This is a genomic window from Nocardia aegles, assembly GCF_052545135.1.
The window spans coordinates 650,334-675,539 of record NZ_JBQWRI010000003.1 but is presented as its reverse complement, the minus strand read 5'-3'; the positions used below and the strand labels follow the sequence as shown (position 1 = coordinate 675,539).

Genomic DNA, 25,206 nt, shown 5'->3' with positions numbered 1-25,206 from the left:
TTGGTAGGTTATCCTACCGGCGTGGGTGCGATCCAGAGCTCAGAATCCGACATGGGCGCTGCGGACGGGCGTTTTCCCGCCGCGCAGGACGAGCGTTTCGCTGCCGAAGTGCGCGAGTGGCTGGCGGAGAACCTCAACGGCGAATTCGGCGCGCTGCGCGGCCTCGGCGGACCCGGCCGCGAACACGAGGCGTTCGACGAACGCCTGGCCTGGGACCGGCACTTGGCCGCGGCCGGGTGGACCTGCCTCGGCTGGCCGGCGCAGTACGGCGGTCGCGCGGCCACAGTCCGTCAGCAGGTGATCTTCCACGAGGAGTACGCCAAGGCGGACGCCCCTGCGCGGGTGTCGCACATCGGCGAGGAACTGCTCGGCCCGACCCTGCTCGCGTTCGGCACCCAGGCCCAGAAGGACCGGTTTCTACCCGGCATCCGCAACGTCGGCGAACTGTGGTGCCAGGGCTATTCGGAACCCGGCGCGGGCTCCGACCTGGCCGCTATCGCCACCGCGGCGCATCTGGACGGCGACGAGTGGTCGATCACCGGGCAGAAGATCTGGACCTCGCTGGCCCACGTGGCCGACTGGTGCTTCGTCCTCGCCCGCACCGAGCGCGGCTCCACCAGGCACAAAGGCCTGTCCTACCTGCTGGTTCCGATGAAGCAGCCGGGCATCGACGTGCGCCCGATCATCCAGCTGACCGGCACCTCGGAATTCGACGAAGTCTTCTTCGACAACGCCCGCACCGCGGCCGACCTGGTGGTCGGCGAGCCGGGCGACGGCTGGCGCATCGCCATGAGCACGCTCACCTTCGAGCGCGGCATCGCCACCTTGGGGCAGCAGATCCGGTTCGCCCGCGAACTGGCCGGTATCGAGGCGTTGGCCCGCCGCACCGGCGCGGCCGACGACCCGCTGATCGCCGATCGGATCGACCGGGCCTGGGTCGGGCTGCGCGTGCTGCGCGCGCACGCCCTGCGCACGATGGAGGGCGCCGGCGTGGCCGACGCCGCGGGCCAGGCCTCGGTGGCGAAACTGCTCTGGGCCACCTGGCATCGCGGGCTGGGGGAGCTGGCGATGGCCGTGCTCGGCGCCCGCGGCCTGGTGGCGGGCGAGGACGATCTCGACGAATGGCAGCGGCTGTATCTGTTCACCCGCGCCGACACCATCTACGGAGGTTCGAACGAAGTGCAGCGCAACATCATCGCCGAGCGGGTGCTCGGTCTGCCGCGCGAGCCTCGCCCGTGACCGGGCCGCTGTCGGTCGCCCCCGCGCCCGTCGCGGGGCACGGCCTGCTGACCGGACGTTCGGCCGTGATCACCGCGGCGGCGGGCACGGGCATCGGCTCGGCCACCGCGCGCAGGCTGCTGGCCGAGGGCGCGGACGTGGTGATCTCCGACTGGCACGAGCGGCGTCTGGCGGAAACCGCGACCGAACTGGCCGGCGAGTTCCCGGACCGGCGGGTCGCCGCCATCCCGTGCGACGTGCGGCGCACCGAACAGGTGAACGCGCTGGTCCGCGGCGCTGCCGAGGCCATCGGCCGGATCGACGTCCTGGTCAACAACGCGGGCCTGGGCGGGGAGACACCCGTGGTCGACATGACCGACGAGCAGTGGGACCGCGTCCTCGATATCACCCTCAACGGCACTTTCCGCTGCACCAGAGCCGCCCTCGGCTACTTCCGCGACGCGCGCCACGGCGGCGTGATCGTGAACAACGCCAGCGTGCTCGGCTGGCGCGCACAGTACGGACAGGCGCACTACGCCGCGGCGAAGGCGGGCGTCATGGCGTTGACCAGGTGCAGCGCTGTCGAGGCCGCCGGACTCGGCGTCCGGATCAACGCGGTGGCCCCGAGCATCGCCAGGCACGCCTTCCTGGACAAGGTCAGCTCGAGCGAGCTGCTCGACCGCCTGTCAGAGCGCGAGGCGTTCGGTCGCGCGGCCGAACCGTGGGAGGTCGCCGCCACGATCGCCATGTTGGCCAGTGACTACACCACTTATCTGACCGGCGAGGTGGTCTCGATCAGCAGCCAGCGCGCCTGAACCGAACCGTGGTGCGGGCTCGTTCGATCTCGCCGGACGCACGAGCAGACCCGGCGACCGTCGGGCAGCCGCGTGTCCGGACCTTTGGGACGATCCTCGCACGCGGTAGTGCGATCGCCTTCCCGCGTCGTGCACCGTGCGTGAAATGGGCAGCTGATCAGGTGAAAAAGGGCGAGCCGGAGGGCGGCGCGGTATGCCATGCTGAATGAGATCGGATCCGCGCTCTTCAAGGGGGCGATGGCTATGGGCCGGGATCGCCCACCTGCCCGCGAACAATTGGAACTCGATGTGGTGCGCGAAGTAGTGCTCGCCAGGCGACGGCTCGACAGTCTCGTCCTCTCGGCCCTCACTCTCGGCGCCGAGCTGATCGAGCACACCTCCGAAAGCGCGGTCGCCCTGGCCGCCGCGCGGATTCTCCAGCAGCACGCCGTGGACGAGGGGGAGGTCGCCCGCGATCCGCATGGGGCGCTGCGCGCCGATCTGGCGCGCGATCGCGATCGCGCCCGGCGCATCGGGCTCGGTGCCGACAGCGCGGAGAGCGAGCAGGAGCGGCTCAGGCAGCGCCGGACGGCGCTGCTGTGCGAGGTGCGCGCCGACCTGCTCGCGGTGGTCGCGAAATGCCGGAAATTCCGCTTCGACCAGGTGACCTTCTCGGACGAGATCGCGCAGGGCCTGTGCGCGGCCACCGACAAACTGGTGATCGGGGCCGACATGGACGCCTATCACGCCTGGCAGCGCGGCATGGTACTCAGGCTGAGCGAGGAGCCGGTGCGCGGCGGCCCACCACGGGTGATGGCCACGGTGGACGCCGGTCCCGACCGCGGTCAGCTCATCGTGGAGTGGGACAGTTGCGAACGTCGTCTCGCGCTCGTCGCCCGGATGACGCGGGCGGGCGTCTCGCCCGTGATCATCTGCGACCGTCTCCTCGCCGACCTGTCGGTCTCCTCACCGCTGCGCTATTCGGCCCGTTGAGCGGTCCGCTATACCAAGCAAATGCTTGGTTGTATCATGGCCGTGTGCCCGCACCAGATGTCTCCAAATCAGCACGGCGCGGCGAGTTGCTCGCCTTGGCGGCCGAATTGTTCGCCGAGCGGGGATTGCGCGCCACCACCGTGCGCGACATCGCCGACGCGGCCGGGATCCTGTCGGGGAGCCTCTACCACCACTTCGATTCCAAGGAGTCGATGGTGGACGAGATCCTGCGCGGATTCTTGGACGAGCTGTTCGGTCGCTACCGCGAGATCGTCGCCTCCGGACTGAGTTCGCGAGCCACCCTGGAAGCCTTGGTGCTCGCGTCCTACGAGTCGTTCGACCGCTGGCATGCCGCGGTGGCGATCTACCAGGCCGAGGCGAAGCGACTGCGCGACTCCGAGCGGTTCACCTACATCGCCGCGTACAACCGCGAATTCCGCGAGCTGTGGCACCGGGTGCTGACCACCGGCGTCCAGGACGGCACCTTCCGGCCGGAGCTGGATATCGAACTGGCCTACCGGTTCCTGCGTGACACGGTGTGGGTCGCGGTGCGGTGGTACCGCCCCGGTGGCCCGGTCACTGTCGAGAACCTCGCGAAGCAGTACCTGACCATCGTGCTCGACGGGCTCACGGCCGGCGAGCGCGCCACGTAGGAGTCGTGACATGTCGGCACCATCCGCCTCCCGTCGTCCGTATGCCCCGCTGCGGGACGCCTACGTGATCGATGCGGTACGCACCCCGGTCGGCAAGCGTGGCGGCGCGCTGGCCGGCGTGCACCCCGCCGATCTGGGTGCGGCCGCGCTGCGCGGTTTGATCGACCGCAACCCGATCGACCCGGGGAACGTGGATGACGTCATCGTCGGTTGCGTCGACACCGTCGGTCCGCAGGCGGGCAACATCGGCCGCACCATGTGGCTGGCCGCCGGCTACCCCGAGGAGGTGCCCGGCGTCACGGTGGACCGGCAGTGCGGATCCAGCCAGCAGGCCATCACTTTCGGCGCGCAGGCCATCATGAGCGGCACCGCCGAGGTGATCGTCGCGGGCGGCGTGCAGAACATGAGCGCGATCCCGATCTCCGCGGCCATGCTCGCGGGCAAGGAATACGGCTTCGATTCGCCGTTCGTCGGATCGCAGGGCTGGGACCACCGCTACGGCACCGGCGAGGTGTCGCAGTTCCGTGGCGCGCAGCTGATCGCCGAGAAGTGGGACATCAGCCGCGAGGACATGGAGCGCTGGGCGCTGCGCAGCCATGAGCGCGCGCGCGACGCGATCAAGAACGGCCGCTTCGACCACGAGATCGTGCCGGTCGGCGATTTCTGGATCGACCAGGGGCCGCGCGAGACCAGCCTGGAGAAGATGGCCGCGCTGCCCGCGCTGGCCGGGGGCAGCGCGCTGACCGCGGCGGTAGCCGGCCAGATCTCCGATGGAGCCGCCGCCACCCTGCTCGGTTCGGAGTGGGCGGTGCGGGAGTACGGCTTGACACCGCGAGCGCGCATCCACCATGTGAGCGCGCGCGGCGCGGACCCGCTCTACATGCTCACCGCGCCGATCCCGGCGACCAAGTGGGCGTTGGAGAAGACCGGTCTCACCATCGACGACATCGACGTGATCGAGATCAACGAGGCGTTCGCCCCGGTGGTGCTGGCCTGGTTGAAGGAGACCGGAGCCGATCCGGGGAAGGTCAACGTCAACGGCGGCGCCATCGCCCTCGGCCACCCGCTCGGCGCGACCGGCGCCAAGCTTTTCGCGACGCTGCTCAACGAACTCGAGCGGATCGAGGGCCGCTACGGTCTGCTCACCATCTGCGAGGGCGGCGGCACCGCCAACGTGACCATCATCGAGCGCCTGCCGCGCTGATCCGCGCGGACGAGCGGTCCGCCGTCCACGGCCTTTCGCTAGTCGACGGTGTAGGTGCCGACAAGCTGTCCGTCTCCGATGCTCGCGTCGACGATCGCGGACCTCGCGTCGTTCGCCGATGTCCGCGCGTCCACCTGAACGGAGCGCGAGAGTGCGTACACGATGAATCGGTAATGGTGGACGCCGGTGCCCGCAGGTGGACACGGTCCGAAGTATTCGGCGCGCTGCGCGCTGTTCCGGCTGACCACCCCGCCCGCGGGTGTCTCCCCCTCCGCGCTCGACGTCGTGGTCGGCGGAATATTGCTGACCACCCAGTGTGTGAACAGGCCGCTCGGGGCGTCCGGGTCGTCGACGATCAGTGCCAGGGCGGCGGCTTCCGGGGGAGTCGTCCAGTTCAGCGGCGGCGGCTCGTTCCTGCCGTTGCAGGTGTAGACCACCGGAATGGGGTCGCCATGGTCGAAAGCGCTACTACGCACGGAGATCTCGTTCGTCGCGGGCATCGCGGCCTCCGCTCGAGTCGAGGGATGGTGATCGAGTCCGACGATTCGCCTGTCGCGGCTCAGGCCGAGCCGGCGCACTCTGGCGATCGACCGGCGAACCGCATTGGGTTGTTGTCAGTCCAGCGTAAGACGCCATTGCGAGGCTATCCAGATTATGGGCAAATATGCCGCTATCACTGTGGGTGAGCGGCCGCCGTACGGCCCGCCTCGGGATCATGGCTCGGTTCGCCCGGCTTAATTCGCGGGCGTGGGGCTCCCGATACAGGTAGGGCGGCCCGGGCTGAACCGGCGGCCGCCATCCCTCACGCCGACTGCGTGTCCCCGGCCAGCGCCGCGATCGTCTCGATCCGCCCCACCGCGTCGGTGACGATCCGATCGATCAACTCCTCGCACGTGGGCAGATCGTCGATGATCCCCGTGACCTGTCCCGCCGCGAGGACGCCCGCCTCGGTATCGCCCTCGACCAATCCGGCGCGCAGCAGCATCGGCGTGTTCGCGGCCATGATGACCTGGGACCAGGTGAGCCCCTTGGTCTTTCGCATGGCCAGCCCGTCGCGGATCATGGTGGACCACTTCATGCCGGTCATGCTCTTGAAGCGGGCCGCGTTGCCCACCGCGGCGGTGAGGCCGCGCCAGCGGCCCGAATGCTCCAGTCGCCGTACCAGTTCGGTGTTCAGCACGCGGTGCGGTATGCCGTCGACCTGGAGCGACACCACCGTGTCCTGGAGCCGTCGGCGCAGGTATTCCCGCTTGACCGCGTCGGGGACGGTGCTTTCCTGGGTGAGCAGGAATCGCGTGCCCATCGCGACGCCCGCCGCGCCGTAGGCCAGGGCAGCGGCCAGACCGCGCCCGTCGAAGAACCCGCCCGCGGCGACCACGGGAATATCCACCGCGTCCAGCACGGAGGGCAGCAGCAGGGTGGTGGCCACCGGGCCGGTGTGCCCGCCGCCCTCGCTGCCCTGCACGATCACGGCATCGGCGCCCCACGACGCGACTTTGACCGCGTGCGCGGCCGCGCCGATCGACGGAATGACCACCATTCCGGCGTCTTTCAGCTTCGCGATCAGGTCCTGCTTCGGCGCGAGCGCGAACGACGCGACCGCCACCTTCTCCCGGATCAGCAGATCGATCCGCTCGGGCGCGTCCGCGGCGTCGGCGCGGATGTTCACGCCGAACGGTTTCGCGGTGTGCGCCTTGGTTTTCGCGATGGCCGCCTGGAGTTCGGCGAAGGTCATGGTGGCCGAGCCGAGGATCCCGAGCCCACCGGCTTCGGCGGTCGCCGATACCAGGCGCGGGCCCGCGACCCAGCCCATGCCGGTCTGCACGATCGGGTGTTCGACGCCGACCAGATCGGTCAATGGCGTACGCAAGCGCGGGCTCATGAGGGGACCTCGGTTTCGCGAATCTTCGTCGGATCGAGCACCTCACGGATCAACCGCAGCTCCTCGGCGGTCGGCTGCCGTGTCTCGCCCGCCTCGGCGAGACCGGCGATCTCGAACGAGGTGTGCTCGGCGACCTCGTCGGCGGTGACGCCGGGATGCAGGCTGCGCGCACGCATAGTGTGGTCGGGGCCGCCGAAGTCGAAGACGCCCAGATTGGTCACCACGCGGTGCAGGTGGTGGAAACGGTACGCCGGGTCGGTCGCGTCGACTTTGTCGTATCCCACCCCGGAGACGATGTCGACCTCGTCGGTGAATACGCGTTTTGTGTGCCGCGCGACCCAGTAGCTGGTGGCGTGGTTGATCGTGTTGCCCGGCGCGCCACGCACACCGAACATCTGCCGGGTCGGCTGCTGCAACGAGCCGAACGCCGAAAGGTTCTGGTTGCCGAACCGGTCGATCTGGTTGGCGCCCATCACCACGTGCCTGCGCCCGGATGCCACCACGGCGAAGACCCTGCGAAACGGAATCCAGCCTTCGATCGGCGCTTTCGCGCCCAACGCGGGAGTCTCGGCGAGCAGCAGCGCCTCGCCGTCGGACAGCAGCAGATCCGGTTCGGTGGTGAGCTTGGCCAACCGCGCGCCGATGATGGACATCGGAGCCATGGGGCTCGCCATGATCTCACCCGCGCCGCTGAAGATCTCCGCGCAGGCGATGGCGCAGATTTCGGCGCGGGTGACGGTTTCGGTGCTGGTCATCACGTCTCCTCGGCGAATCGGCGGACGGCGGCTCGGTACTGCTCCTCGGAGCCGGCCAGATAGGTGTCGACGAACAGCTGCCACGCCTCCGGCGTTTTCGCGGACTCGACGTAGTGTTTCTGGAACTTCTCGTCCCGGCCGTAGTCGTCGGCGGCCAGGGTGAAGTGCGCGCCGTTCGGCGCCTCGACCACGCCGTCCACCATCATGCGGTTGAGCAGCAGCGATTGCGGTGGAACGGCTTTCACCAGTTCGTCGGTCGCCACCACCCGCTCGACCGAGACGTAGCGGCGCCGCGCCGCCAGACAGAACAGATCGTCGAAATAGGGGTCGACGCCGGTGTAGGCGGCGTTGCCGTGCGCGTCGCCGAGATTCAGGTGCACCAGCGCCGCGTCGAGATTCAGGGCGGGCATGGCGATCAAGGTCTCCGGCGTGCCGTCGACGGGATAGGGCGATCGGACCGTCTTCAGCTCACCCTCCCAGAAGTTCGGGACGTCGGAGCCGAGCCCGGCGCGGATCGGCAGGAACGGCAGTCGCGCCGCCGCGGCCTCGAGGCCGCACTCGAGCATGCCCTCGTCCATCTCGCGGGCGACCAGCGCGCCCGAGGTGCGCGCTTTGGCGAACCACGGGTCGTAGAACGGCGGCGAATCCAATGACACGAAGCCGTAGTAGGCCTTGCGCACCTTCCCCGCCGAGCACAGCAGCCCGAGATCGGGCCCGCCGTAGCCGACCACCGTCAGGCCGGTGATGTCCGAACGCAGAATAGCCCGCACCAGCGCCATCGGCTTGCGCCGCGAACCCCAGCCGCCGATGCCGATGGTCATCCCGCTGCGCAGCTCGCCGACGACCTCGTCGAGCGACATCCGCTTGTCTCGCATGGAAATTCCTCTCTACTGCCCGCTCTCGCGCGCGGCGAGATCGTCGTCGAACCGGGCGCGGATCTCGTCGGCGACACCGGCGAGGTCGAGTTCGAAGGTGAATCCCTGCTCGTACCGGTAGCTGCGGTGTACGTCCTGCACGTCGATGCCGTTCAGCGCCCGCTTGGCCGCCCGGATCACCCGGCCGTCCTTGGCCGCGATATTCTCGGCCAGCTGCACGGCGGCGGCGTCGAGTTCGGCGCGTGGCACCACCCGGTACACCGAGCCGTAGTGGTGCAGTTGCTGGGCGGTGATGGTGCTCGCGGTGTAGAACAGCGCGCGCATCAGGTGCTGCGGGACCAGCCGGGCGAGGTGAGTGGCCGCGCCGAGTGCCCCGCGGTCGACCTCGGGCAGTCCGAAGGTGGCGTCGTCGGAGGCGATCACGACATCCGCGTTACCGACCAGACCGATGCCGCCGCCCAAACAGAAGCCCTGCACCACCGCGATCACCGGCACCTGGCACTCGTACACCGCCGCGAACGCCTCGAAGCAGCCGTGATTGGCGTCGATCAGCGCCTGATGGCCCGGCTTGCGCTGGATCTCCTTGATGTCCACGCCCGCGTTGAAGCCGCGGTTCTCCGCGCGCAACACCACAACCTTGGTGTCCGGGTCGCGGCCCGCCGCGCGCACCTCGTCGGCGATGGCGAACCAACCGTCGGTCGGGATGGCGTTGACCGGCGGATAGTCGACCGTGACCACGCTGATGCCGGTTGATTCGCAGCGGCGGTCGATCCCCATGGCTGGTCCCATCGTGTGCCCGTTGGCAAAGCAAGCAGTTGCTTGGTAGGTTAGCACGGTGTCACTCGAAATCGATCTGTCCGGCAGCGTCGTTCTGGTGACCGGCGGTGTGCGGGGTGTCGGCGCGGGGGTGAGCAAGGCGTTCCTGGCCGCGGGCGCGACCGTTGTGGCATGCGCGCGGCGACCGGCCGGCGCTCCCGTCGAGGTGGACGGCCGCGCGATCGACTACGTGCCGTGCGATGTGCGGGACGAGGACGCGGTGCGTGCGCTGGTCGACACGATCACCGAGCGCCACGGCCGGCTCGACCATCTGGTCAACAACGCGGGCGGCACTCCGTTCGCGCTCGCCGCCGCCGCGAGCACGAACTTCCACACCAAGATCGTCGAGCTGAACCTGCTCGCTCCGCTGCTGCTGGCGCAGGCCGCCAACGCGGTGCTGCAGCGGCAGGACGAAGGCGGCTCTATCGTGAACATCTCCAGCGTCAGCGGGCACCGTCCGTCGCCGGGCACCGCCGCCTACGGCGCGGCCAAGGCGGGCCTGGACAGCCTCACCGGCTCGCTCGCCGTCGAGTGGGCGCCCAAAGTACGGGTGAACTCGCTGGTGGTGGGACCGGTGGACACCGAGTCGAGCCGGCTGCACTACGGCGATCGGGACGGCGTCGACGCGGTGGGCCGGACCATTCCGCTCGGTCGCATGGCCCGTCCCGAGGAGGTCGGCCGCTGCGCCGTCTTCCTGGTCTCGCCGCTGGCCGCCTACGTCAGCGGCGCGACCCTGCTGGTGCACGGCGGCGGCGAACGACCCGCATTCCTCGCCGCCGCCAACGCCGACCGGCAGTCCTGAACAAGAACAAACACGACGAAGGACAGCTATGGACACCGAGCAGATCTGCGCCGGGCGCGTCGTCATCGTCACCGGCGCCGGCCGAGGTATCGGCCGCGCGCACGCCCTCGCCTTCGCCGCGGCCGGCGCGAGCGTGGTGGTCAACGACATCGGTTCGGCCCTCGACGGCGCGGCCACCGCGGAAACGCCCGCCGCGCACGTGGTCGCCGAGATCGAGGCGCTCGGCGGCCGAGCGGTGGTCAACGGCGACGACGTCGCCGACTGGGAAGGCGCGCGCGGGCTCGTCCACCAGGCCGTCGATACCTTCGGCGCGCTGGACGTGCTGGTCAACAACGCCGGTTTCGTGCGGGACCGGATGCTGGTCAACCTCAGCGAGGACGAGTGGGACGCGGTGGTCCGCGTGCACTTGAAGGGCCACTTCGCCACCATGCGGCACGCGATCGAATACTGGCGTGCGGAGACCAAGGCGGGCCGTCCGGTCGACGGACGGATCATCAACACCAGCTCCGGCGCCGGTCTGCGGGGCAGCGTCGGCCAGAGCAATTACGGTGCGGCCAAGGCGGGCATCGCGGGCCTGACGCTGACCGCCGCCGCCGAATTCGCCCGCTACGGCGTGACGGTGAACGCGATCGCCCCGTCCGCGCGCACCAGGATGACCGAGACGGTGTTCGCGGACATGATGGCCGCGCCGGGAAGCGGCTTCGACGCGATGGCGCCGGAGAACGTGTCCCCATTGGTCGTCTGGCTGGGCAGCGCGCAGTCGGCGGCGGTGACCGGGCGGGTATTCGAGGTGGAGGGCGGCAAGGTGGCGCTGGCCGACGGATGGCGGCACGGCGTGCCCGTCGACCGCGGCGCCCGCTGGGATCCGGCCGAGCTCGGACCCGTCGTGGCCGATCTGATCGCCGAAGCGACTCCGCCGGAGCCGGTGTACGGGGCCTGATCGGCCCGACCCTCTCGGGGGCGCGTTCGCGGAAGGGGGTCTACTATGGGCACCCATCCGTTAGGAAGTCCCGTGTGAGAGTGGCGACCGGGCACAGAACTGCGCTTCGACTGATGAGGGGAAGGCTCGGCGCATGGGAGTAGGTCGCACAGTCCGTGTGCTGCGAGCATCCGGCGGCTCCGCGCTGCTCGCCAGCCAGGCTTTCGTCGATCCCGCGCCGCCGCCCGAAGGCACCGGTGATTCCTGGCTTCCACCGACCGTGCCGAGGCCGCAGTCGGAGGTCGGTGCGGTCCCGGCCCCGCCGAGAGCCGGGACCGGCTCGGCCGCAGGGGGTTTCCGCGGCAGCCTCGGGACCGGTTCGGTCGTGCTGGCGACGGGTCCGCCGCGCTGGGTGCTGGGTCCATCGTCTCGGGCGGCACCGGGTCCGCGGCCGTCGGCTCGGCAGCGGTCGGCTCGGCCGTGCCGGTGGCACTCGGACCGCCGCCCGCCTCGGTGGCGGACCGGATCGACCGGATGGCCCGGTCCCGCGTGTGATGCGCTGGGGGCGATTGCGGTGGATTGCTCCGCCCGAAGGTAATAGGGGCGCGCGGCCGGGTGCGGGCGGTCGCATGTGCCTATCGGAACGCCGCACCCGCGTTCGCTCGAAATTGATCGACTTCGTGCCGATGCGATCTATCGGCGCAATAGCCGATAGATGGGACTATTCGGACAGACCAGTTGGACCGCGAATCTCCCTCGAGGCGAAGGCCGGCCGATGAACCCGCACCGAAAGCGCTTATCTACGTATCCGATCCGGGAAGCAGCACTAACCGGGCCGCGGCCGCTGCCCCATTTTCTCTGGGCATGACCGCACGCCGGTTGTGTGCTCAGCCCGTATAACACAGCACAGTGCGACCCGGTGGGTCGCACTGTGCTGCCGTGCGGGAGAACCTATTCGGTGCCATCCGGAGGAATTTCGGGCAAGCCCTCGCTTGCCCGCAACTTCTCCGCCATCGAGGTGAGCAGGTTCTGTGATTCTTCGGACAGGTCGAACGCTCTACTCGACAGCCGTCGCAGTCCGTAGCCCTGTAGCTGGGACAGCAGCTCCAGATCGTGATCGATCTTGGCGGCGTAGATGTCGTTGAAGAAGTAGTCCGGCTTGACTTTGAAGAACTTCGCCAGGGCGGCCACCGTCTCATCTGACGGGTTCGTCCGTTGTCCCGACCGCAACTGCGACAGGTACGGTTTCGAGATCGGATGTCCGGAGGCCGTCAGCGCCGCCGCCACCTCCGCGTTGGTGTGCGGCTTGCGCCCCGGGGGATGCACGGTTTCGAACAGCTTGTTCAGCCGCGCCGCGAAATCAGCCATTGTGAGCCGCCCAATTCCCTTCGCTGTACTAACAGTCGATATCTCGGATACGTATCATTGATATTAGCGGCTCAGTAACTGAAAACCTACGCCTGATTCCGGATTGCCTTGAAGCTTGTAGGTCGGATGGCGGCGAAGGGGCTGCGACGGTCGCGTTTGCGGGTCACCCCAAGGGCTCTCGAGAAGCCGCGGTACGAACCGGTTCTGGCCCGTCGCTGCGGTCTCGGCGCAAGGGATATTGGTAGCCGCAAGATAGCTGACATCTCATGGTCTTGACGGTACACGGATTTCTGTGGCGTACGACACGTTTGTGGCCCTGGGGGATGAACGTTCAATAAACCCAGCTGAAATGGTTGAAGTCACAAACGTTCGAGGATCGTTCCTGTCGCGAGTGCGCCACCGGCGCACATGAGAACCATTGCGGTACTGCGGTCGGAGCGCTCCAGCTCGTGCAAAGCCGTTGTGATGAGGCGGGATCCGGTGGAGCCGACCGGATGCCCGAGGGCGATGGCGCCGCCGTTGACATTAACCCGATCCATGTCCGGCTGGTGTACACGAGCCCAGGAAAGTGCCACCGACGCGAACGCTTCATTGATCTCGAAAAGATCGATGTCGCCGATATTCATGCCGGACCGTTCCAGCAGCCTGGTGCACGCCTGCACCGGGCCGTCGAGGTGGAACTCCGGCTCCGCGCCGACCACCGCCTGTGTGACGATCCGTGCCCGCGGCCGCAAGTCCGCTCGTGCGGCGGCATTCTCGTCCATCAGCAGCACCGCGGCGGCGCCGTCGGAGATCTGTGAGGAGGACCCGGCGGTGTGCACGCCGCCCGCCAGGACCGGCTTCAGTTTCGCCAGGCCCTCGATGGTGGTCGCACGTAACCCCTGATCCCGTGCCACATCGAGCTTTTCGCCGGTTGGGTTGCCCTCGTTGTCGACTACGGGGGCGGTGACGATGAGCACCTCGCGATCGAAACGGCCTTCCGTCCACGCCTGTCCGGCCAGTCGCTGCGAGCGCGCGCCGAACGCGTCCACGTCCGCCCGAGTGATGCCGCGCCGCTTGGCGATTCGCTCGGCCGCCGCGAACTGGTCGGGCAGGTCGATGTTCCACGACGCGGGTCTGCGCGGTCCTGCGTTGTCGCCCACGTTGGCTCCCAGCGGAACCCGGCTCATCGCCTCCACGCCGCAGGCCATGCCGATCTCGATGGCGCCGGCCGCGATCAGGCCCGCGATCAGATGGTTGGCCTGCTGAGCGGAACCGCACTGGGTGTCGATCGTGGTGGCGCCGACCTGCCACGGCAGGCCCGCGTGCAGCCAGGCGACCCGGGTGATGTTGTTGGACTGCTCGCCCGCCTGGGTGACGCAGCCGCCGATGACCTGTTCGACCTGCGCGGGGTCCAGATGTGCGCGCTCGAGCAGCCCGCGCTGGGCCGCACCGAGCAGTTCGGCGGCGTGCAGGCCCGACAGCCAGCCGCCGCGCTTGCCGATCGGGGTCCGTGCGGCCTCGACGATCACGGGTGTGCCCATGTCCAACCTCTCTTCACGGGACAGAAAAATGAAACGCGTTCATGGCCTGTTCCAGGGGTATATCTGTCCGGTTTCTTTCCTAGTTCTTGCCCCTATGCTTCAATAATTATAGAACGTGTTTCAGTTTGTCGAAGGAGACATCTGGTGGTAGCCACTCGGAATGCCCGGCCGAATCTCCCGGACGGGTTCGACGTCACGGACCCGGACATCTACGCCGAGCGTGTTCCGGTCGAAGAGTTCGCCGAACTGCGCCGGACGGCACCGATCTGGTGGAACCCCCAGTCGCCGGACGTCAGTGGTTTCCACGACGACGGCTTCTGGGTGGTGAGCAAGCACGCCGACATCAAAGAGGTCTCGCGGCGCAGCGACGTGTTCTCCAGTTACGAGAACACCGCCATCCCGAGGTTCAACGACGACATCGCCCGGGAGCAGATCGAGCTGCAGCGGATCGTCCTGCTGAACATGGACGCGCCCGAGCACACCAAGCTGCGCAAGATCATCTCGCGCGGCTTCACCCCGCGCGCCATCAATGGCCTGCGCGCGGAGCTGTCGGCCCGCGCGCAGGCCATCGTGCGGGCGGCCGCCGAGTCGGGTTCCGGCGACTTCGTCACCCAGGTCGCGTGCGAACTGCCGCTGCAGGCCATCGCCGAGCTGATCGGCGTCCCGCAGGAAGACCGGATGAAGGTCTTCTCCTGGTCCAACCAGATGACCGGCTATGACGACCCGGAGAGCACTGCCGACCCGCTCGCCGCTACCGGCGACATTCTGGGCTACGCCCACCAGATGGCGGCCTCCCGCAAACGGTGCCCGGCCGACGACATCGTCACCACGCTGATCGAGGCCGACGTCGACGGTGACAAGCTCACCGAGGAGGAGTTCGGCTTCTTCGTGATCATGCTCGCCGTCGCGGGCAACGAGACCACGCGCAACGCCATCTCGCACGGCATGATCGCGTTCCTGGAGAACCCCGACCAGTGGGAGCTGTTCAAGAAGCAACGCCCCGCCACGGCCGCCGACGAGATCATCCGGTGGGCGACTCCGGTCACCTCGTTCCAGCGGACCGCGCTGGAGGACACCGAACTGGGCGGCGTGCAGATCAAGAAGGGACAGCGGGTGGTCATGCTGTACCGCTCGGCCAACTTCGACGAGGACGTCTTCGATCAGCCGGAGAAGTTCGACATCATGCGCGAGGACAACCCGCACCTGGCGTTCGGCGGAACCGGCGCGCACTTCTGCATCGGGGCGAATCTGGCCCGGCTGGAGATCGACCTGATCTTCAACGCGATCGCCGACCACTTGCCCGACATCACCAAGATCGCCGACGCCAAGCGGCTGCGTTCGGGCTGGCTCAACGGGATCAAGGAATTCCCGGTCGACTACCAGACCTGCCCGGTCGTGCACTGAGACCTAGAAAGTATGTGTCGACCGGCCGCCCGCGCGGCCGGCACGGGTTCGGCTATGCGCTGTTGCGCGAACTTGCGCGGTGAGTCCTGCTCGGTGGCCGGGTCACCGTCGCTCCGATCCGACCACCCACATCGAGAAGTACTGCGAACCACCGCCGTACGCGTGGCCCAGTGCCTTGCGCGCTCCTTCGACCTGATAGTCCCCGGCGCGCTGCATGACCTGCTTGGCGGCTTCGGCGAACCGGATGAGCCCGGAGGCGCCGATCGGGTTGGACGACAGCACGCCGCCGGACGGATTGACCGGAAGCGTGCCGCCGATCTCGGTCTCGCCCTTGTCGGTGAGTTTCCAGCCGTCGCCTTGGGGCGCGAAGCCGAGGTTTTCCAGCCACATCGGTTCGAACCAGGAGAACGGGACGTAGATCTCGGCCACGTCGATCTCCTCGAGCGGGTTCGTGATGCCCGCCGCCTGCCACAGCGCCGCGGCCGCGTCCCGGCCCGCCCGCGGGTTGACCTGGTCGCGCCCGGCGAAGGTGGTCGGCTCGGTGCGCATCGCGGTGCCGTGCACCCAGGCGACCTTCCGGTCGGTGGCCTCGACCGCCTCGGCGGCCTCCGCATCGCCGAGCACGACGGCGCACGCGCCGTCGGAGGAGGGGCAGGTCTCGTCGAAGCGGATCGGGTCCCACAGCATCTGCGAGGCGAGCACCGATTCCAGCGTGATGTCGGGCTGCTTCAGGTGCGACAGTGGGTTCTTGGCGCCGTTGCGGCGATCCTTCACCGCCACCAGGGCGCCGATGTGACCCGGGGCGTTGGAGCGCCGGATGTAGGACCGCACATGCGGCGCGAAGTAGCCGCCCGCGCCCGCGCCGACCGGCATGGTGAACGGCACCGGAATCGACAGCGCCCACATGGCGTTCGACTCCGACTGCTTCTCCCAGGCCACCGCGAGCACGCGCTGGTGCACGCCGGCCTGCACCAGGTTGGTCGCGACGATGCCGGTGGAGCCGCCGACCGAACCAGCGGTGTGCACCCGCAGCAGCGGCTTGCCGGTGGCGCCGAGCGCGTCCGCCATGAACAACTCGGGCATCATGACGCCCTCGAATCCGTCGGGCGCCTTACCGACCACGACCGCGTCGATGTCGGCGATGGTGAGACCGGCGTCGGCAAGGGCGCGGTCGATGGCCTCGCGGCACATCCCTGCCATGGAGACGTCGGTACGTTTCGTCACGTGATTGGTCTGTCCGGTGCCGAGCACCGCGGCCGGCGAGGTCATCGGGTCTCCAAGACGGTCACAAGGTTCTGCTGCAACGCCGGGCCGCTGGTGGCGTGGGCCAGCGCGCGATTCGCCGAGCCGGCCATGATCGCCTCGGCCGCGAAGCCGATGCGTTCCAGGCCCGCGGCGAACATCGGGTGAGCCGCGAGCGCGCCGCCGGACGGATTCACCGTCGTGCCGTTCGGCAGCCCGATCGCCTCGGTGAGGATCAGCTGCTGATGGCTGAACGGCGCGTGCAACTCGGCGATGTCGAAACCGCTGACGTCACCGCCGGTGACCGCCCGCGCCGCGGCCGTCGTCGAGGGCGAGACGGTGAGGTCGCGCGCGCCGAGCAGCGGGGTGTCGATCCGATGCGCCATGCCGGTGACCCAGGCGGGACGTTCACACAGGTCGCGCGCGCGGTCGCCCACGGCGAGCACAATCGCGGCCGCGCCGTCGGTGATCGGCGCGATGTCGTGCGCGCGCAGCGGATCGGCGACGTAGGGCCGATCGAGCAGGCGGTCGACCTCACCCTCGCCGGCCGTGCCGGCCGCCACGGACGCCATGTCCCGTTCGGTCCAGCGGCCCGCGTCCAGGCCGGCGCGCGCCTGCAGGCCCGCGATGGACCAGGCGTCCGGCCACAGCGGCGCGACCAGGTAGGGGTCCAGCTGCATGGTGAGCACTTGGCGCAGCGTGCCCGCGGAGGACTTCCCGAAGCCGTACACCAGCGCCGTCGTCGCCTGCCCGGAGCGCAGTTTCACCCATGCCTCGTACAGCGCCCACGCGGCGTCCATCTCCACGTGCGATTCGTTGATCGGCGGCACCGCGCCGATGGCGTCGATCGAGGAGATGAACGAGAACGCCCGTCCGGCAAGGTAATCGGACGAGCCCGAGCACCAGAAGTCGATATCGGACTTGGTAATGCCGAGTCGGGCGTAGAGGTGCTGGAAGCAGGGCGCCAGCATCTCGACGCCGTTGGTGGTGCCGTAGGTCTCCGGCACGTGCGGTGCGTGGGCGAAGCCCACGACCGCGATGTCGGTGGCGTTGTCGGTCAACGTGCGCCTCTCTCAGAGGTGGTGCCGATAGGTCTCGTAGTCGGCGTCCGGCTCGCCGGTGGGGCGGAAATGGTCCACGTTCTCCAGGCCGTAGCCCCACTCCTCGCGCGGCTTCCACACCGCCCGCACCCGCATGCCCATGCGCACCTCGCTCGCGTCGCACCCGAGCACCAGGTGCAGCACGGGGATGTCGGCGCCGTCCAGCAGCACGTACGCCGCGACGTACGGCGGCTTGATCCGCTGGCCGAGGAAGGGCACGTTGACGATGCAGAAGGTGGTCACGGTGCCGCGGTCGGACAGTTCGATGAATTCATCGGTCGGCCTGCCGTCGGTCGGATTCGCGCCGCGCGGTGGGAAATACACCTTGCCCGCGGCGTCGGTACGCGCGCCGATCAGCTTGCCCTCGGCGAGTCCGCGCAGGTAGACGGTCTCCTGTGGCGAGGCGGTGTGCTGGTAGGACAGGTCGACCGGCGTGGTGATCATGGTGACCGGTTCGGCCGAAGCGGACTCCGCGGGTGCGGCGGATTTCTCGCCCGGCTCGAAGCAGAGGATGTCCCGGATGCTGCCCTCGGTGTGCTCGGCCCAGCGGGCGGTCACCCGCAAGCCTTTCCGGATGTCCTCGGGCGCGGTGACGTCGACCGCGTGCAGCAGCGTCGTGTCCGCGCCGTCCAGGCGGATCAGCGCCCAGGCGAACGGGCGGTCGAACGGCTGGCCCGGCAGCGGCTCGCGCACCCAGGTCCACGATTCGACGGTGCCGGTGTCGGCGACGGGAACGAACTCGGTGAGCGGTTCGGCGGTGATCGGATCGTATTCCGGGGGCGGCACGATCACCCGGCCGTCCGAGCCGCGCACGCCCACGATCGTGTGGTCGCGTAACCGGGTCAGAAAGGTGCCGATGGTGGAGCCGACGGAGCGGGTGTAATCGAAACGCACCCGCAGGGGCGCGCTCAGTACCTCGGGCACGGCGTCGGTGTTCGATGCCGCGCCGCTGCCACCGGCAATTGCGGTGGACGCACTATTCCCCTGAGTCACGATATCGAGTAGAACAGGTTCTAACTCTGGTGGCAAGCGGTCGATCGGAAAGGGGTCCGGCGTGAAGTTCGGATTGCAGCTCGGGTACTGGATGGCCCAGCCGCCCGCGAACGCGGGGGAGCTTGTGATGGCAGCCGAGGAAGCCGGGTTCGACGCCGTGTTCGCCGCCGAGTCGTGGGGGTCGGACGCCTTCGGCCCGCTCACCTGGTGGGGCTCGGCCACGCGGCGGGTGCGCCTGGGCACGTCGGTGGCGCAGATGTCGGCACGCACACCGGCGGCGACCGCCATGCACGCGCTCACCCTCGATCACCTCAGCGGTGGTCGCGCCGTTCTCGGCTTGGGCGTCTCCGGTCCGCAAGTGGTGGAGGGGTGGTACGGCCGGCCGTTCGCCAAGCCGTTGCAGCGCACCCGCGAGTACGTCGGGATCGTGCGCCAGGTGCTGGCCAGGCAGGCTCCGGTCACCTGCGAGGGGCCGCACTACCCGCTGCCCTACACCGGGCCGGGCTCGATCGGGCTCGGCAAGCCGCTGAAGCCGATCGTGCATCCGCTACGTGCGGATTTGCCGATCTGGCTGGGCGCGGAGGGGCCGAAGAACGTGGCGCTCGCCGCCGAGATCGCCGACGGCTGGCTGGCCATCTACTACGCGCCCCGGCTGGCCGGGATGTACGACGCCTGGCTGGACGAGGGCTTCGCGCGGGCGGGTGCTCGGCGCAGCAGGGCGGATTTCGAGATCGCCGCGAATTGCCAGGTGGTCATCACCGACGACCCGGCGAGCGAGCTGGAGCGGATGCGCTGGATCATGGCGCTCTACCTCGGCGGCATGGGCGCGCCGGAGCTGAACTTCCACGCCCAGGTGTACCGGCGCATGGGATACGGCCGTGAGGTCGACGAGATCGGCGAGTTGTTCCGGTCGGGTAAGCGGGCGCAAGCCGCCGCGGCGGTGCCCGACGAGCTGATTCTGGACACCGCGATCATCGGCGACGAGGAGCGGGTCCGCGCACAACTGCGGGTCTGGGAGGCCGCGGGCGTCACCATGATGCTGGTGTCGGTTCCCGATATCGCGCAGTTGCATCGGCTCGCCCCTCTTGTCGAACAGTAGAACGCGTTCTAGATTCATTGGCGTGACGACGCAGGAGTCAGCGAAAATTCTCGGTCTGTGGAACATCGCCGAAGCCGAACCCGATCGGATCACGATGGTCGATCCCCGGGGCCGGGAGGTGACGTATCGCGAATTGGCCACGCTCGCCGATCGTTACGCCACCGGCCTGCGCGGGCTCGGTCTGAAAACCGGTGACGTGCTGGTGAGCATGGTGCACAACTGCGTGGAGGCGATCGCGGCGTATTTCGCGGCCTACCAGTCGGGGCTGTACATCGTCGCGGTGAACTGGCATCTCACCGGTCCGGAAGTCGCCTACATCCTGGCCGACAGCGAGGCGAAGGCGTTCATCGCCGGCGATCGTTTCGCCGCCGTCGCGCGGGCCGCCGCCGACGAGGCGGGACTGCCCGCGACGGCGCGCTTCGCGGTGGGCGAGATCGAAGGCTTCAAGTCGGTGGCCTGGCTCGGCGCCGCCGGTACCGGCCGTCCGTCCGACCGCAGCACCGGCGCGCCGATGCTCTACACCTCGGGGACCACCGGGCGGCCCAAGGGCGTGCGGCGGCCGCTCACCGGCGCCGACCCGGATGTCGTCCCGCCGCACACCACGGCGTTCTTCGGCCTGTTCGAACTCGCGCCCTACGACGACCACGTGCACATCTGCGGCTCGCCGCTATACCACACGGCGGTGCTGAACTTCGCCACCATCTCGATCCAGCTGGGCCACAAGCTCGTTCTGATGGATCGCTGGGACGCCGAGGAGATGCTGCGGCTGATCGACAAGCACCGGGTGACGCACAGCCACATGGTGCCCACCCAGTTCCATCGGCTGCTCGCGCTGCCGGCGGAGGTACGCGCCAAGTACGATGTGTCCTCGCTGCGCTGCATGGTGCACGGCGCGGCGCCCTGCCCGCAGGAGACCAAGCGGAAGATGCTCGAGTGGTGGGGTCCGACGGTCACCGAGTACTACGCGGCCACCGAGGGGGGCGGAACGGTGATCAACGGTACCGACTGGCTGCGCAAGCCGGGCTCGGTCGGCAAGGCATGGCCGTGGTCGGTGATCAAAGTGCTCAGCGAGGAGGACGGCTCCGAGGTGCCGGTCGGCGAAACCGGCCTGGTCTACCTGCGCATGGGCGCTTCGAGTTTCGAGTACCACCACGACAAGGCCAAGACCGAGGACTCGCGCGTCGGTGACCTGTTCACTGTCGGCGACATCGGCCACCTCGACGAGGACGGCTACCTCTACCTGCACGATCGGCGCTCGGATCTGATCCTGTCCGGCGGGGTGAACATCTACCCGGCGGAGGTCGAGAACGTTCTGATCACCCATCCGAAGGTCGCCGACGTCGCGGTTTTCGGCGTTCCGCACCCGGATTGGGGTCAGGAAGTGAAGGCGGTCGTGCAGCCCGCCGACGGAGCCGAGGGCGACGACGCGCTCACCGAGGAGCTCTTGGCTTTTGCCGCAACGCGATTGGCGAAGTACAAGATGCCCACATCGATCGACTACCTGCCCGAGCTGCCGCGCGACCCCAACGGCAAGCTGTACAAGCGCAAGTTGCGCGAGCGGTATGGTTCGCCCGCTTCTCCGGGTCTGTAGGCCGCGACACGACCATCGGGCGGCCACCTGCCCGCGCTCGTAACCCCCTTGGTCACCGCGATTTCGACGGTTGATCGGCTCCTCAGTACTCGAGCCAGCTCTTGCGCTGGTAGTACCGATCCATCTCCTCGTCCTCTTCCGCGGTGGGCTGTCGGCGCTGCGGCGGCGTTGGGGGCGAAGTAGGAGACCAGGCCCGGGTTCGGGACTGCTGCCACGACGGTGCGGGATGCGGCAGTGGTTGGCCGAGCGCGTCGACCGTGCGGTCGTGCTGGGCGCGCAGGCGCGGATCGTTCTCGATCCGTGCTACCGCTGCCGCGACGGACTTTCGCGACTCGGCGAGCGCGACGGCATGCAGACGCACGATTGCTTCGACCAGGGTGTCCGGATCGAGTCGGCGGCCGTTGTCGGTCAGGCGAATCGCGCGGAGACTGCCGTCCGGGCCGACTTCGACCGACACGGCGTCGCCCGCCATCGATGCCGCCGTGGACCGGGTGGCGGATGGCCGATACACCTACACGCGACTGGCCGCCCCGCGTGTGGGTTCCGCTGCCGCAGTTCGCGAATGTCCGGATCGGCGGCGGTCCCGAATCCATGAACGTATCGCCATGAACGAGCCTGCATCTGGGAAGCGTATCTTCCCGTCGACGTCGATCCTCCTCGTCTATGTGCTCGCTGCCATCCTCGGCGCGCGATGGGCGGTTCGTTCGTTCCTCTGACTGCCATGCTCACTGACGGTTGCGCGTATAGGGTGCACCGACCTTGCCTACGCTGCGGAACCTGTGGAAAGGGCGCTCGCAGACCACTACGAGAAGTGCTGAATTCGCAGCCGAGAGCCCATCAAGAACGGTCGACCGGTCGCGCCTCTACTCGGGCCGGTGCCCTGACGGTCTTGTGCGCATGAACCAGCCCTGCCAAAGTGAACGGGGCTGCTGGTGCGGACGTTCGAGGTTACTTATGCAGGGCGGGAGAATTCGCCGTTCGCTATGCCACCGGCGAACGCCTCCCACTCGCCGGGCGTGAACACCAGCGCGGGACCGGTCGGGTTCTTCGAGTCACGGACAGCGATCATGCCGCCGTCCAGCCACGCAGCCTCCACGCACTCTTGTCCTCCGCCGCTGTGGCTGCTCTTGAACCACTGCGCCGCGGAGACGTCGACGTTCACGTTCATACTCCCTTGCTGCTTCGTGCTATCTCGCGCAACAGGTCTCGACTCGGCCGGTCTTCCAACGCAGCGCGCAGGAGGATCCTGTATGCGTCACGGTACCTGTCTACATCACCGGCGTCCTCGAAGTACATCGCGCCAGTGAACGCCTCGGCATAGACCAAAGTTGGCTCGAGCGGCACGCCCTTTTTGTTCAGCCCGAAGTTCAGGATGACGAAGGGTCCGGTGGACCATCCAACCGGCAGTCCGGCCCGGAACGGGAGCACCCGGATATCGAGGTTCGGCCTCGTGCTCAACTCGGCAAGGTGGCGAATTTGTGCTGCCATCACCTTCGGGCAGCCGACCACTGTCCGCAAGGCCGATTCGTGCAGGACCGCCGTCAGCTTAGCCGGGCTTGTTCTGCGGGTGATCACCCCCTGCCGGCGCAACCGAAGCTCCACCCGTCTATCGAGTTCTTCCCCGGTCTCGGTGGGGAAGAACAGCCGATCGAGAGCGCGCGCGTAGTCGGCGGTCTGAAGTATGCCGGGTATGGCGGACGGCTGGAAAAACATCATCTCGCGGGCTGATGACTCCAGGCCCATGTAAACATCGAAGTTCGGTGAAATCAGCGAACCGTAGTCGTGCCACCAGTTCTTCACCGCTGTCTGTTCAGCCAGTGCTATCAGGTCGGCGGTCTCCTCGGGCTTCATCTGGTAGATCTCGCACAGCAACGCGATGTCGTGCGTACGGATCTTCTCCATCTGCCCCGTCTCGAGTCGCTGCAGTGTGGACTTCCCCCATTGCATCAGTGTGGCGGCCTCGACAAGAGTGAGGCCGAGCGATTCGCGAGCCCCTCGCAGGTATCGACCGAGCTGACGCCGTGGAAGCGTGCTACCGACCTCTGACATTGCGTTCCCCTCCGAAGTAGTCATGTACACCCGCTCTGGGAAATTTCTACACGGCAGCAGGTCCGACTACTGGGCTTTTCATCAAAAATTTGGGAATCCCATACAAGGGTTCCCATGTGGATTGCGCGATGGTCTGCTGGTTTCAACATTCGGATGACACGGCAGGTGTGGGTACGAGTCACCAGTTAGCCTGAGCCACAACAACTTTAGACCGCCAAACGTCGTCGATCGAACGCAGGTCCGAGCCCGCTCGCACAGTGTGGCGTTCATTGCTGCCGGTCACCCGGATGTCCCGCAACCAGTTCCTACGAGGTTCCAAGGGGGATCTATGACCTACGCACACACTGGCGAGCCAGCGCCATCCCGGCCGAAATCCTTGGGGTTCATCCGGAATGACGTTTCCGGTATACACGCACCACGTCATGCCGCCGAGGTGCGACGGCACGCGCACACGCTCGGCTACCACCACGTCTACACAGTCCGTCCACCGGCCGATGTGGACAACCCGATCGGGTACGTGCTCGGCATCGCAGCCGGGCTCGGCGTGGAAGTGATCGTCGTCTTCGACCTGGATCATGTCGATAATCAGCCGGCCCTGTTCTGCGACAAGGGATTTGATCTCGAGACCGTCAGTCCGCAGGGGACCTGGGTGCGCTCGGCCCAGCCAGTGCCCGGCATGGCAGTCGAGGGGGATCGATGAGCATCGAGACCGTTGTGGCTCCTCCGCTGATCTGTGGTCATGCGGACGTCGAACTCGCCCATCGCCTCATGCGGGCGCATCGGGTGTGCCGAATCGAGCGGTGTGCTTGGAAACTCGCCGCCTATCACACGCTTGTCGCCTTCGGCCGAATCATGCCGCCAATGCGAAGTCCGCGTGAACGTGCCGCCGAGAGGGGCATTCCGTTCCCACCATTGGACGACGACCGCGCGCTGCCGGATGGGCGTCCCGCGCCGGCAACGTTTCGGCAGGTGCTCGACCAACTGAGCCGGCTCGCGGAACCGCCGGACACGGGGCAGGAGGTCAGGCCGCCGCTGGAAGGGATGGGACCGGCGTGAGCGTGTGGGATGTGGTGGACTGCGTGGTCGCGAGCGTCGGCGGTGGGTTCTGCGTCGTTGCCGGATCGGCGTGTTTGTGGCCGAGCAGTTGTCCACCACGCCGTGTCGCGGCACGCCGACGCCGTCCGGCTTCCACAACCGGCGCGGTGCAGGCAGTGCCGTGGCCGAGGGCATGGACCTGCGCGGCCCCGCTGGAACCGTTCACGCTCGCCGAAGCTCATGGCGCTATGCAACGGCACCGCGAACACCACTGTGCTCGTAAGCACGCCGCCTGGGATGTGCTGGTTGCCGCCGGACGCATCGTGCCGGACTCGCATCGGCGAAGTGGGTCCCGGTGACACTCGAACCCGAAGCGCCGGTGCCGCTGTTCCCGGACGCAGAACATTTGCTGCGCGCGTTCTGTGGTGAACGGATGCCGATGGCGTGGAGGGAGATGGCCGAGACTGCCGCCGCCATGATCCCCGCTCAGCACAAGCGTCGAGCTGCCCTGCGGCGGTTCGCGACACCGGAATCATGCACGCGCAGTGACCTGCTCGAGGCGGCGCGCACCTTCAGCAGCGCGGAGATCGAGCTGGCCGCTCTGGCCACCACGATAGATCACCTGGTTGCCAGGGTGTTGAGAGATCGGCGGACGGTTTCCGAAGTCCGGCACACCGAGACGGTCGGCCTCGTGGTGTCGCGCCTGGCCGAACTCTGGCTGAACGACCTCGACAGCGACCGCGGCGAGCATTCGTGGTGGCTGACCCGGATCGGCCACGCCTACGACTGCCTGATCACCGATCTGACCATGGGGCGACGGTTGCCACCGGATATGTGAGATGAAGTTCCCGGGCGAGGCAGCCCGGCGATGGTGTCGCCGTCGAGTTCCAG

General features: G+C 68.0%; 26 protein-coding genes. 13 read left to right on the top strand and 13 right to left on the bottom strand.

Annotation, left to right across the window (positions count from 1 at the left end):
• Positions 1-51 precede the first annotated feature (51 nt).
• The 5 genes from ACT89H_RS12995 to ACT89H_RS12975 all read left to right on the top strand — a co-directional run bounded on the left by ACT89H_RS12995 (position 52) and on the right by ACT89H_RS12975 (position 4,862).
• Complete coding sequence (locus tag ACT89H_RS12995) at positions 52-1,239, top strand: acyl-CoA dehydrogenase family protein (protein WP_445108910.1); 1,188 nt, start codon at positions 52-54, stop codon at positions 1,237-1,239.
• Positions 1,236-2,033, top strand: coding sequence for an SDR family oxidoreductase (locus tag ACT89H_RS12990; protein ID WP_445108803.1), 798 nt, complete (start codon positions 1,236-1,238; stop codon positions 2,031-2,033). The genes ACT89H_RS12995 and ACT89H_RS12990 overlap by 4 nt, the downstream gene beginning before the upstream one ends.
• A 198-nt stretch (positions 2,034-2,231) precedes the next feature.
• Positions 2,232-3,005, top strand: coding sequence for a hypothetical protein (locus tag ACT89H_RS12985; RefSeq protein ID WP_445108802.1), 774 nt, complete (start codon positions 2,232-2,234; stop codon positions 3,003-3,005).
• A gap of 44 nt (positions 3,006-3,049) precedes the next feature.
• Positions 3,050-3,658: a TetR/AcrR family transcriptional regulator gene (locus ACT89H_RS12980; protein ID WP_445108801.1), complete on the top strand. Its 609-nt coding sequence runs from the start codon at positions 3,050-3,052 to the stop codon at positions 3,656-3,658.
• A 10-nt stretch (positions 3,659-3,668) separates the two neighbouring features.
• The gene (locus ACT89H_RS12975) at positions 3,669-4,862 is read left to right on the top strand and encodes an acetyl-CoA C-acetyltransferase (RefSeq protein WP_445108800.1); all 1,194 of its coding nucleotides are present in this window, start codon (positions 3,669-3,671) and stop codon (positions 4,860-4,862) included.
• 38 nt (positions 4,863-4,900) lie between these two features.
• Here the strand turns inward: ACT89H_RS12975 and ACT89H_RS12970 are convergent, their stop codons facing one another.
• From ACT89H_RS12970 to ACT89H_RS12950, 5 genes are all read right to left on the bottom strand, one after another.
• The gene (locus ACT89H_RS12970; protein ID WP_445108799.1) at positions 4,901-5,362 is read right to left on the bottom strand and encodes a YbhB/YbcL family Raf kinase inhibitor-like protein; all 462 of its coding nucleotides are present in this window, start codon (positions 5,360-5,362) and stop codon (positions 4,901-4,903) included.
• Between the two features lie 302 nt (positions 5,363-5,664).
• Positions 5,665-6,744, bottom strand: a complete 1,080-nt coding sequence (locus ACT89H_RS12965) for an NAD(P)H-dependent flavin oxidoreductase (RefSeq protein WP_445108798.1) — start codon at positions 6,742-6,744, stop codon at positions 5,665-5,667.
• Complete coding sequence (locus tag ACT89H_RS12960) at positions 6,741-7,499, bottom strand: CoA-transferase subunit beta (protein ID WP_445108797.1); 759 nt, start codon at positions 7,497-7,499, stop codon at positions 6,741-6,743. The genes ACT89H_RS12965 and ACT89H_RS12960 overlap by 4 nt, the downstream gene beginning before the upstream one ends.
• Positions 7,499-8,374 carry a CoA transferase subunit A gene (locus ACT89H_RS12955; RefSeq protein WP_445108796.1) on the bottom strand — a complete coding sequence of 292 codons (876 nt, stop codon included), beginning with the start codon at positions 8,372-8,374 and terminating at the stop codon, positions 7,499-7,501. The genes ACT89H_RS12960 and ACT89H_RS12955 overlap by 1 nt, the downstream gene beginning before the upstream one ends.
• 12 nt (positions 8,375-8,386) lie before the next feature.
• A complete protein-coding gene (locus tag ACT89H_RS12950; RefSeq protein ID WP_445108795.1) occupies positions 8,387-9,151 on the bottom strand; it encodes an enoyl-CoA hydratase family protein in 765 nt (254 codons plus the stop codon).
• A 58-nt stretch (positions 9,152-9,209) separates the two neighbouring features.
• Between ACT89H_RS12950 and ACT89H_RS12945 the strand changes: the two genes are divergently transcribed.
• Positions 9,210-9,992 carry an SDR family oxidoreductase gene (locus ACT89H_RS12945; protein WP_445108794.1) on the top strand — a complete coding sequence of 261 codons (783 nt, stop codon included), beginning with the start codon at positions 9,210-9,212 and terminating at the stop codon, positions 9,990-9,992.
• A gap of 28 nt (positions 9,993-10,020) precedes the next feature.
• Positions 10,021-10,932: an SDR family oxidoreductase gene (locus tag ACT89H_RS12940; RefSeq protein ID WP_445108793.1), complete on the top strand. Its 912-nt coding sequence runs from the start codon at positions 10,021-10,023 to the stop codon at positions 10,930-10,932.
• A 930-nt stretch (positions 10,933-11,862) separates the two neighbouring features.
• Here ACT89H_RS12940 and ACT89H_RS12935 read toward each other — a convergent pair.
• Together ACT89H_RS12935 and ACT89H_RS12930 are read right to left on the bottom strand one after the other, a co-directional pair.
• The gene (locus ACT89H_RS12935; protein ID WP_011207048.1) at positions 11,863-12,279 is read right to left on the bottom strand and encodes a helix-turn-helix domain-containing protein; all 417 of its coding nucleotides are present in this window, start codon (positions 12,277-12,279) and stop codon (positions 11,863-11,865) included.
• A 359-nt stretch (positions 12,280-12,638) separates the two neighbouring features.
• The gene (locus ACT89H_RS12930; protein WP_445108792.1) at positions 12,639-13,802 is read right to left on the bottom strand and encodes a steroid 3-ketoacyl-CoA thiolase; all 1,164 of its coding nucleotides are present in this window, start codon (positions 13,800-13,802) and stop codon (positions 12,639-12,641) included.
• A gap of 144 nt (positions 13,803-13,946) precedes the next feature.
• Here ACT89H_RS12930 and ACT89H_RS12925 point away from each other — a divergent pair, with 144 nt between their 5' ends.
• Entirely contained in the window at positions 13,947-15,206 is a 1,260-nt protein-coding gene (locus ACT89H_RS12925) for a cytochrome P450 (protein ID WP_445108791.1), read from the top strand.
• A gap of 102 nt (positions 15,207-15,308) precedes the next feature.
• On the opposite strand, the gene ACT89H_RS12920 is transcribed toward ACT89H_RS12925, so the two are convergent.
• Genes ACT89H_RS12920 through ACT89H_RS12910 form a run of 3 tightly spaced genes read right to left on the bottom strand, consistent with a single transcriptional unit; the run spans position 15,309 to position 18,511 of the window.
• The gene (locus ACT89H_RS12920) at positions 15,309-16,475 is read right to left on the bottom strand and encodes a thiolase family protein (RefSeq protein ID WP_445108790.1); all 1,167 of its coding nucleotides are present in this window, start codon (positions 16,473-16,475) and stop codon (positions 15,309-15,311) included.
• Positions 16,472-17,509: a thiolase family protein gene (locus tag ACT89H_RS12915; protein ID WP_445108789.1), complete on the bottom strand. Its 1,038-nt coding sequence runs from the start codon at positions 17,507-17,509 to the stop codon at positions 16,472-16,474. The genes ACT89H_RS12920 and ACT89H_RS12915 overlap by 4 nt, the downstream gene beginning before the upstream one ends.
• 12 nt (positions 17,510-17,521) lie before the next feature.
• Positions 17,522-18,511, bottom strand: coding sequence for a Zn-ribbon domain-containing OB-fold protein (locus ACT89H_RS12910; protein WP_445108909.1), 990 nt, complete (start codon positions 18,509-18,511; stop codon positions 17,522-17,524).
• A 91-nt stretch (positions 18,512-18,602) separates the two neighbouring features.
• Between ACT89H_RS12910 and ACT89H_RS12905 the strand changes: the two genes are divergently transcribed.
• Positions 18,603-19,640: an LLM class F420-dependent oxidoreductase gene (locus ACT89H_RS12905; protein WP_445108788.1), complete on the top strand. Its 1,038-nt coding sequence runs from the start codon at positions 18,603-18,605 to the stop codon at positions 19,638-19,640.
• Positions 19,641-19,662: 22 nt separating this feature from the next.
• Positions 19,663-21,231, top strand: coding sequence for an acyl-CoA synthetase (locus tag ACT89H_RS12900; RefSeq protein ID WP_445108787.1), 1,569 nt, complete (start codon positions 19,663-19,665; stop codon positions 21,229-21,231).
• A gap of 82 nt (positions 21,232-21,313) precedes the next feature.
• Here ACT89H_RS12900 and ACT89H_RS12895 read toward each other — a convergent pair whose 3' ends face one another.
• The 3 genes from ACT89H_RS12895 to ACT89H_RS12885 all read right to left on the bottom strand — a co-directional run bounded on the left by ACT89H_RS12895 (position 21,314) and on the right by ACT89H_RS12885 (position 23,280).
• On the bottom strand, positions 21,314-21,703 hold the full coding sequence (locus tag ACT89H_RS12895; RefSeq protein WP_445108786.1) for a hypothetical protein: 390 nt from the start codon (positions 21,701-21,703) through the stop codon (positions 21,314-21,316).
• 480 nt (positions 21,704-22,183) lie between these two features.
• Complete coding sequence (locus ACT89H_RS12890; RefSeq protein WP_445108785.1) at positions 22,184-22,399, bottom strand: DUF397 domain-containing protein; 216 nt, start codon at positions 22,397-22,399, stop codon at positions 22,184-22,186.
• A complete protein-coding gene (locus ACT89H_RS12885) occupies positions 22,396-23,280 on the bottom strand; it encodes a helix-turn-helix domain-containing protein (RefSeq protein ID WP_445108784.1) in 885 nt (294 codons plus the stop codon). Before ACT89H_RS12885 ends, ACT89H_RS12890 begins: the two co-directional genes overlap by 4 nt.
• A 328-nt stretch (positions 23,281-23,608) precedes the next feature.
• Here ACT89H_RS12885 and ACT89H_RS12880 point away from each other — a divergent pair, with 328 nt between their 5' ends.
• The 3 genes from ACT89H_RS12880 (at position 23,609) to ACT89H_RS12870 (ending at position 25,153) form a co-directional block, all read left to right on the top strand.
• The gene (locus ACT89H_RS12880; protein ID WP_445108783.1) at positions 23,609-23,980 is read left to right on the top strand and encodes a hypothetical protein; all 372 of its coding nucleotides are present in this window, start codon (positions 23,609-23,611) and stop codon (positions 23,978-23,980) included.
• A complete protein-coding gene (locus tag ACT89H_RS12875; protein WP_445108782.1) occupies positions 23,977-24,336 on the top strand; it encodes a hypothetical protein in 360 nt (119 codons plus the stop codon). Before ACT89H_RS12880 ends, ACT89H_RS12875 begins: the two co-directional genes overlap by 4 nt.
• Before the next feature lie 334 nt (positions 24,337-24,670).
• Positions 24,671-25,153, top strand: coding sequence for a hypothetical protein (locus ACT89H_RS12870; RefSeq protein WP_445108781.1), 483 nt, complete (start codon positions 24,671-24,673; stop codon positions 25,151-25,153).
• The last annotated feature ends 53 nt before the right edge of the window (positions 25,154-25,206 follow it).